The sequence below is a fragment of the Roseisolibacter sp. H3M3-2 genome, from assembly GCF_029211165.1.
Lineage (GTDB): Bacteria > Gemmatimonadota > Gemmatimonadetes > Gemmatimonadales > Gemmatimonadaceae > Roseisolibacter.
Genome location: NZ_JARGEK010000256.1, coordinates 1 through 7,225, shown reverse-complemented (window position 1 = coordinate 7,225; position 7,225 = coordinate 1). Strand labels below are relative to the sequence as shown.

The window sequence follows — 7,225 nt, the reverse complement described above, 5'->3', positions numbered from 1 at the left end:
GCGGATGGAGCCTCCAATCTGCTACCAGATCTTTGATAATCGCCCAGATCTGATCCGTCTCATCCGATTCCCTGCTCTTACCGAGCGAGAGGGGACGCGCTCAGGGCTTGCGGCGCGCGCTCGTGGACGGCTTCGCGCGCGCCTTGGTCGCCGCCTTCGGCGCGGCCTTGGCGGCCGGCTTCTCCGCGGCCGGGGGGACGGCGGGCGCCGCGACCGGAGCCGGCGCCGCCACCTCGGCGGCGACCGTCGCCGCGGGCGCCGGCATCGCCGAGGTGCGCACCGGGCCGGTGGCGCAGGTGACGGTGATCTGCTGCGGCGTGTAGATCGAGCCCGTCACGAACGAGGCGAGCCCGTTCACGAAGCTCTGCTGCGTGACGACGCTGGCCACGCCCTGCGGGCACTTCTCGGCGCTGTTCACCGGCGCCGGCGGGACGAGGCCGAAGACGAAGCCGTGGGCCCACGGCAGGTCGATGGCGGGGCTCGGCGCGGCGGGGGCGCCGGAGACGACGGTCACGCGGTAGCAGCCGGCCGAGAGCAGGGCCGCGAGCGCGCAGACCAGGGAGGCGGAACGACGCATGGTCGGTGTCGGGTCGGAGGGTCGGGGCGCGCTCAGAACTGCACGAAGACCGGCTCGCCCGAGCGCTCGGACTCGCGCGCGGCGTCGGTGAGCGCGGCGGCGCGCGCGGCGAGGTCCTGCGTCGCGACCTCGATGGTGCGGCCGGGGAGCGCGGCGGTCCCGCCGGCGCAGGTGACGGTCACCGTGCGCGGCGTGTAGATGCCGAGCGTGACGAAGCTGGCGAGCCCGTTCACGAAGCTCATCTGCGTCTCGACCTTCGCGATGCCGCGCGGGCACTGCGCGGCCACGTTGATCTCGGGGGCGGCGACGAGACCGAAGACGAAGGTCGGCGTCCAGGGGCGGGACACGACGGTGCTGCCGGCCGGGCGGCCGGTCTCGACGACCGCGTGGTAGCACCCGGTGCTGGCGACGGCGGCCAGGGCGAGCGCGGCGAGGCGGAGGGTTCGCATGCCTGTTCGGAGGTGGGTGGAGGACGGCCCTCTCGGGGCGAGGCGAACCTATCGATCCCGTCATCCGGCCCGCCAAGGTCGACTGACCTATGCGGCTGAGGTCGGAAACGACGGGAGGCCCCGCGGCAGTGCGCCGCGGGGCCTCGCGTCGGAGGAGCGTCGCTCAGAAGGCGACGCCGACGATGAACCGCCCGTCCGGGTAGACCTGCTCGAGCGGGTCGTTGCGGCGGACGTCGCGCAGGGTGCGCTTCGCCCCGACGCCCAGGCCGACGCGGAACCGTTCGGCGCGCCCGAGCAGCCAGTCGTAGCTCACCAGGACGCCGGCGGTCGGCGCCGTCTGCGAGCGGCGGGGCGCGTCGCGGCAGCCGTTGAAGTCGCAGATCCCCCCGTCGCTGTTGCGCGCCGAGTGGACGCCGAGGCTGAGCCCGAGCGAGAAGCCGCGGAAGGGGCGCTCGCCGGGGTAGTAGAGCCCCTTCAGCTCGACCCAGGCGTCGCGGTCGGAGGCGTCGTAGTCGTCGTCGTCGACGTCGGTGGTGAGCCACGAGCCGCCGATGCCGAAGGCGAAGCCCGGGGTCGGGAGGGCGACCTCGTACTCGGCGGAGAAGAGCCCGAAGGGGAGGGCCAGCGCGTTCACCCCGATCGCCTGTCGGACGGGGCGCGGGGCGGCGGGGGCCTGCGCGGCGAGGGGCGCGGCGACGGGGGCGGCGAGGAGCAGCGCGACGGCGCCGCCGAGGAGCGGACGGAGGAGGGACATGGGGGTGGGGTCTGGGTGCGGCCGGGGCCGGCGTCGACCCCTGCTGCCAAGCTACCCCCCGCCGGGCGCCAGGCTCCAGCGGGGCGCCGTGCTTCTATCGTCAACCGGCGCCGTTTAGCTTGTGGGGCGGAGCGTCGCCCCCGGCCCGGCCCGGGCCAGCGACGCTCCGCCCGTCTATAACCGACCCATGGACATCCAGATCACACAGAAGGAGAGCGCCGGCGCCGAGCGGCACGTCGACGTGTCGATCCCGGCCGAGGCCGTGCAGGCCGCCGAGGAGCGCACCGCGCGCCGCTACGCGTCGCAGGCGCGCCTCCCCGGCTTCCGCCCCGGCAAGGCGCCCGCGGCGATGGTGCGCAAGCGCTTCGCCGCCGAGATCCGGCAGGACACCGTGCAGGCGCTCGTGCAGGAGGCCTACACGCAGCTGATGGCGCAGCAGAAGCTGGAGCCCATCACGCAGCCGCACATCCACGACCTGAAGTTCGAGGATGGCGCGCCGATGACGTTCACCTTCCACTTCGAGGTCCGCCCGGAGATCACCCTCGAGAAGCTCGACGGCTTCACCGTCGAGAAGGGGTCGGGCGAGGTCACGGAGGAGATGCTGCAGCAGCAGCTCGACGCGCTGCGCGACCAGAAGGCGACGTGGGCCCCGGTGGAGGAGAAGCCGGCGCCGGGCGACATGGTGACGGTGGAGCTGGCGACGGCGGACGCCGACGGGACGGTGCCGGCGGGCCAGGAGTACCGGATCACGCTCGGCGACAACCAGGCGATCCCCGGGATCGAGGAGCTGATCATGGAGGCCGCGCCCGGGCAGACCGTGGAGCGCCCCGTGAAGTGGCCGGAGGACTTCCCCGACGAGGCGCAGCGCGGGCAGAGCAAGCTGACGCGCGTGACCGTCAAGGAAGTGAAGCGCAAGACGACGCCGGTGCTCGACGACGCCTTCGCGCGCGAGATCGGCGACTTCGACTCGGTCGACGCGCTGACGGCGGCGGTGCGGGAGGACCTGTCGGCGAACGCGACGCGCGAGGCCGACGCCGAGCAGCGCGCCAAGCTGCTGGACGCGATCATCGACGCGAACCCGTTCGAGGTGCCGCCGACGTGGGTGCGCCAGCTGTCGCAGAGCTACGCGCAGGCGTACCAGGTGCCGGAGCAGGACGTCGACCGCTTCGCCCAGGAGTTCCGCCCGATCGCCGAGCGGCAGGTGCGCCGCGACCTGGTGGTCGACACGATCGCCAAGCAGCACCAGCTCCAGGCGACCGAGGCCGACGTCGACGCCGAGGTCCAGCAGATGGCGGAGTCGCGCGGGCTGGACGCGGGGAAGGTGTACGCGACGCTCCAGAAGTCGAACCGCCTCTCGGAGATCGAGCACGGGATCACCGAGCGGAAGGTGTTCGAATGGCTGAAGGAGCGGAACACGCTCGGCTGAGTCACCGTCGCCCGTTCGGGGGGGTTGTCCGCCCCCCCGCCCGGCGCGTCGATTGCGCAGTGAGGCGCCCATGCCGACCCTCGACCACGACGACGACGACGAGCCCATGCCCACGATCTACACGCCCTACATCATCGAGCGCTCGAGCCGCGGCGAGCGGACGTACGACATCTTCTCGCGCCTCCTGCTCGACCGCATCGTCTTCCTCGGGACGCCGATCAACGACGACGTCGCGAACATCATCATCGCGCAGCTGCTCTTCCTCGAGGCCGACAACCCGGGGAAGGACATCCACCTGTACATCAACTCCCCCGGCGGGAGCGTGAGCGCGGGGCTGGCGATCTACGACACGATGCAGCACCTGTCGTCCCCGGTGAGCACGATCTGCATGGGGATGGCGGCGTCGATGGGGTGCTTCCTGCTGGCCGGCGGCGCGAAGGGGAAGCGGTTCTCCCTGCCCCACGCCCGCATCATGATGCACCAGCCGTCGGGCGGGTCGCAGGGCACGGCGGCCGACATCGAGATCGCGGCGCGCGAGATCCTGTACCTGCGCACGAAGATGAACGAGCTCATGGCCAAGCACACCGGCCAGCCGGCGGAGCGCATCGAGCGCGACTTCGACCGCGACCGCTACATGTCGGCGGACGAGGCGAAGGACTACGGGATCGTGGACAACATCGTCACGACGCGCGGCGAGATCGTCGAGGCGTCGCAGCAGCCCACGGTCAGCGCCTGACCCCGCGCGGGCGTGCCCGGGCCCGGCCGCCAGCCTCGGCGGCCGGGCCCGGAGTGCTTTCTCCGCTCGCCGCCCCGGACGACCCTTGCGGCGGCCCGGTCCCCGGCGTCTCGTTCCCCGTAGCGAGCGGCACCCGGCCGGCGCTCATGCTTGACCGTCCGCGGCCGAGACTATTACGTGATTTGGGGGGGCCCGGGCGCCTCGCCCGACGTCCCCCCGCTCCGCCCCCGCTGCCATGTCGCACGACAAACACCTGCGCTGCTCGTTCTGCGGAAAGTCGAAGGACTCGGTCCGGAAGTTCATCTCCGGCCCGAGCGTCTACATCTGCAACGAGTGCATCGCCCTCTGCAACGAGATCCTGGCGGAGGACGAGGAGCGCGAGGTCGCCGAGGCGATCACCCAGGTCCCGACGCCCACCGAGATCAAGGACGTCCTCGACCAGTACGTGATCGGGCAGGAGCGCGCCAAGAAGGCGCTCGCCGTCGCGGTGTACAACCACTACAAGCGGATCAACTCGGCGAGCGTGCGCGACGACGAGGTGGAGCTCGACAAGTCGAACATCCTCCTCGTGGGCCCGACGGGCGTCGGCAAGACGCTGCTGGCGCAGACGCTGGCCCGCATCCTCGACGTGCCGTTCACGATCGCCGACGCGACGACGCTGACCGAGGCCGGCTACGTCGGCGAGGACGTCGAGAACATCCTCGTGCGGCTGCTGCAGGCGGGCGACTTCAACGTCGCCGAGTGCGAGCGCGGCATCGTCTACATCGACGAGATCGACAAGATCGCGCGCAAGAGCGAGAACCCGTCGATCACGCGCGACGTGAGCGGCGAGGGGGTGCAGCAGGCGCTCCTCAAGATCCTCGAGGGGACGGTCGCCTCGGTGCCGCCGCAGGGCGGGCGCAAGCACCCGCAGCAGGAGTACATCCAGATCAACACGAAGGACATCCTGTTCATCTGCGGCGGGGCGTTCGACGGGCTGGAGAAGATCATCGAGGCGCGCATCGGGCGCCGGCAGATCGGCTTCACGGGGAAGGCCGACGAGGCCGCGAAGGCCAAGTCGAAGAACCCGTTCGAGGAGGTGGAGCCGGAGGACCTGCTGCGCTACGGGCTGATCCCGGAGCTGGTGGGGCGCCTGCCGGTGGCGGTGCCGCTCGAGGCGCTCGACGAGGAGGCGCTGGTGCGCATCCTCAAGGAGCCGAAGAACGCGCTCACCAAGCAGTACGCGAAGCTGTTCGACCTCGAGTCGGTGAAGATCACCTTCGAGGAGAGCGCGCTGCGGGCGGTGGCGCAGAAGGCCCTCAAGCGGGGGACGGGCGCGCGCGGGCTGCGGGCGATCCTCGAGGAGTCGCTGCTCGACGTCATGTTCGACCTGCCGACGCGGGAGGACGTGGTCGAGGTGAAGGTGACCGAGGGGTGCATCACGCACGGGGCGCCGCCGCTGATCGAGCTGGCGCCGAAGCGGGTGAAGAAGGAGGCCTGAGTCCTCCGCCGGTCCGTCGCGAAGCCCACCGCCCGGTGGGCTTCGTCGTTTCCCGGGCGGCGGTCCCCGGCCCGGGCTACATTCGATCGGATATGAACGAATCCGCCCCCGTCATCCCGCTCCGCGACGTAATCGTCTTCCCCTCGGTCGCGACCCCGCTGCTGGTCGGCCGCCCGGCCTCGCTGGCGGCGGTGGAGGCGGCGATGCAGGGGGACCGGCGGCTGGTGCTGCTGGCGCAGCGCGACCCGGCGGTGGACGCCCCGGGGGCGCCCGAGCTGCACGCGGTGGGCGTGGTGGCGCGCGTGGAGCACGTGAGCCGGCTCCCCGACGGGTCGGTGAAGGTGCTGGTCGAGGCGACCGAGCGGGTGCGGGCGCCGCACGTCTCGACGCTCGGCGAGGGGGACGTGGCGCCGCTGCGGGCCACGCTCGCCCCCTTCCCGCTGGTGGGCGAGGGGGACGAGGACGACGACGCGCGGAGGGCGGCGGCGGCGCACCTGCTGGTCGGCTTCGAGGAGTACGTCGCCCTGCACCGCCGCGTCCCGCCCGAGGTGGTGGCGGTGCTCCGCGAGTCGCCGTCGCTGGAGCGGCTGGCCTGGGGGGTGGCCGCGCACCTCGACGTGCGGGTGGAGGCGCGGCAGGCGCTGCTCGAGGCCGAGGACCTGGACGCGCTGCTGGCGCGGCTCGCCGAGGCGGTGGCGGCCGAGTCGACGCTGCTGCGGCTGGGGCAGCACATCGACGCCCGCGTGCGCGGCGCCGTGTCGCAGCACCAGCGCGAGTTCTGGCTCACCGAGCAGCTGAAGGCGATCCACCGCGAGCTGGGGCAGGACGAGAGCGACGACGTGGCGGCGCTCGAGGCGGCGGTGCGCGAGGCGCGGCTCCCCGAGGCCGTGGAGGCGCGGGCGCTGCGCGAGGTGCGCCGCCTGCGCCGCATGGGCCCCACCTCCCCCGAGGCGACGCTGGTCCGCACCTACCTCGACTGGGTGCTCGGGCTCCCGTGGCACGCGCGCGGCGCGCCCGCGGCGGTGGAGCTGGCGGCGGCGCGCGCGGCGCTCGACGCCGACCACCACGGGCTGGACGAGGTGAAGGAGCGCATCCTCGACCACCTCGCCGTGCTGGCGCTGCGGCAGCGGCAGGGCGCCGCGGCGGGGGACGGCGAGCCGCGCCCGCCGGTGCTCTGCCTGGTCGGCCCGCCGGGCGTCGGCAAGACGTCGCTCGCCCGCTCGATCGCCCGCGCGACGGGGCGGCGCTTCGTGCGCGTGGCGCTGGGCGGGGTGCGCGACGAGGCCGAGATCCGCGGGCACCGCCGCACCTACGTGGGCGCGATGCCGGGGCGCATCCTGCAGGCGATGCGGCGCGCCGAGACGGCCGACCCCGTGCTGCTGCTCGACGAGATCGACAAGATGGGGAGCGACTGGCGCGGCGACCCGGCGGCGGCGCTGCTGGAGGTGCTCGACGCCGAGCAGCACCACGCGTTCAGCGACCACTTCCTCGAGGTGGACTACGACCTGTCGAAGGTGCTGTTCGTGACGACGGCGAACGGGCTGGCGCAGATCCCCGAGCCGCTGCGCGACCGGCTGGAGATCGTGCGCATCCCCGGCTACCTGGAGCCGGAGAAGCTGGCGATCGCCGAGCGCTTCCTCGTGCCGCGCCAGCTGCGCGAGTGCGGGCTGGACCCGGCGGCGGTGACGTGGGCGCCCGACGCGCTGCCGGCGATCGTGCGCGGCTGGACGCGCGGCACCGACGTGCGCGACCTGGAGCGCCGCTTCGGGCGCGTGGCGCGCAAGCTGGCGCGCCGCCGCGCGG

General features: G+C 73.0%; 7 protein-coding genes. 4 read left to right on the top strand and 3 right to left on the bottom strand.

Annotated features, from left to right (window positions below; translation table 11 throughout):
- Positions 1-100 precede the first annotated feature (100 nt).
- From PYV61_RS17890 to PYV61_RS17880, 3 genes are all read right to left on the bottom strand, one after another.
- Complete coding sequence (locus tag PYV61_RS17890) at positions 101-577, bottom strand: hypothetical protein (RefSeq protein ID WP_275834123.1); 477 nt, start codon at positions 575-577, stop codon at positions 101-103.
- Between the two features lie 32 nt (positions 578-609).
- Positions 610-1,026, bottom strand: a complete 417-nt coding sequence (locus PYV61_RS17885) for a hypothetical protein (protein ID WP_275834121.1) — start codon at positions 1,024-1,026, stop codon at positions 610-612.
- A 163-nt stretch (positions 1,027-1,189) separates the two neighbouring features.
- Positions 1,190-1,780, bottom strand: coding sequence for a hypothetical protein (locus tag PYV61_RS17880; protein WP_275834119.1), 591 nt, complete (start codon positions 1,778-1,780; stop codon positions 1,190-1,192).
- A gap of 187 nt (positions 1,781-1,967) precedes the next feature.
- On the opposite strand from PYV61_RS17880, the gene tig reads away from it, so the two are divergent.
- From tig to PYV61_RS17860, 4 genes are all read left to right on the top strand, one after another.
- Positions 1,968-3,206, top strand: coding sequence for a trigger factor (gene tig / locus PYV61_RS17875; protein WP_275834117.1), 1,239 nt, complete (start codon positions 1,968-1,970; stop codon positions 3,204-3,206).
- Positions 3,207-3,312: 106 nt separating this feature from the next.
- On the top strand, positions 3,313-3,942 hold the full coding sequence (gene clpP / locus PYV61_RS17870; RefSeq protein ID WP_275834125.1) for an ATP-dependent Clp endopeptidase proteolytic subunit ClpP: 630 nt from the start codon (positions 3,313-3,315) through the stop codon (positions 3,940-3,942).
- A 235-nt stretch (positions 3,943-4,177) separates the two neighbouring features.
- Positions 4,178-5,422 carry an ATP-dependent Clp protease ATP-binding subunit ClpX gene (gene clpX, locus PYV61_RS17865; RefSeq protein ID WP_275834115.1) on the top strand — a complete coding sequence of 415 codons (1,245 nt, stop codon included), beginning with the start codon at positions 4,178-4,180 and terminating at the stop codon, positions 5,420-5,422.
- A 92-nt stretch (positions 5,423-5,514) separates the two neighbouring features.
- Positions 5,515-7,225 (top strand): LON peptidase substrate-binding domain-containing protein (locus PYV61_RS17860; RefSeq protein ID WP_275834113.1); only part of this gene is annotated, 1,711 nt, incomplete at its 3' end.

What these genes read in the sequence shown, in the direction of transcription:
- PYV61_RS17890 (WP_275834123.1), bottom strand. Translation starts at nt 577, where the DNA reads ATGCGTCGTTCCGCCTCCCTGGTCTGCGCGCTCGCGGCCCTGCTCTCG.
- PYV61_RS17885 (WP_275834121.1), bottom strand. Translation starts at nt 1,026, where the DNA reads ATGCGAACCCTCCGCCTCGCCGCGCTCGCCCTGGCCGCCGTCGCCAGC.
- PYV61_RS17880 (WP_275834119.1), bottom strand. Translation starts at nt 1,780, where the DNA reads ATGTCCCTCCTCCGTCCGCTCCTCGGCGGCGCCGTCGCGCTGCTCCTC.
- tig (WP_275834117.1), top strand. Translation starts at nt 1,968, where the DNA reads ATGGACATCCAGATCACACAGAAGGAGAGCGCCGGCGCCGAGCGGCAC.
- clpP (WP_275834125.1), top strand. Translation starts at nt 3,313, where the DNA reads ATGCCCACGATCTACACGCCCTACATCATCGAGCGCTCGAGCCGCGGC.
- clpX (WP_275834115.1), top strand. Translation starts at nt 4,178, where the DNA reads ATGTCGCACGACAAACACCTGCGCTGCTCGTTCTGCGGAAAGTCGAAG.